Genomic DNA, 271 nt, shown 5'->3' on the forward strand with positions numbered 1-271 from the left:
GCGCATGCCCGGCGGGCCGCCTGCCGGAGCCTGAGCCGCTTCGCCGATGCCCTTGAGGCGCATCGGCACGTGTTCGAAATAGAACAGGTCGTTGGAAACGGCGGCGTCGACTGTGATCCACGGCTCTTCACCGGAGAGCACGGTGGCCGAAGGCAGCATCCAGGCGCGGTGGGCCTGAGCCGATAGCGGCAGGCAGACGGCAATGGCCAGGGCGGTCCATTTGATGACGGGTTTCATGGCGTGGTTCCTGTTCATGGGGTCAGCGTGAGGG

1 protein-coding gene is annotated in these 271 nt (G+C 66.1%); it reads right to left on the minus strand.

All coding sequences use genetic code 11. The features are described from left to right. Positions 1-237 (minus strand): DUF4198 domain-containing protein (locus AAEZ09_RS28310; protein ID WP_350601654.1); only part of this gene is annotated, 237 nt, incomplete at its 3' end. Positions 238-271 lie beyond the last annotated feature (34 nt).

The organism is Pseudomonas sp. 65/3-MNA-CIBAN-0223 (assembly GCF_040310425.1).
In the GTDB taxonomy this organism is placed as follows: Bacteria; Pseudomonadota; Gammaproteobacteria; order Pseudomonadales; family Pseudomonadaceae; genus Aquipseudomonas; species Aquipseudomonas gregormendelii.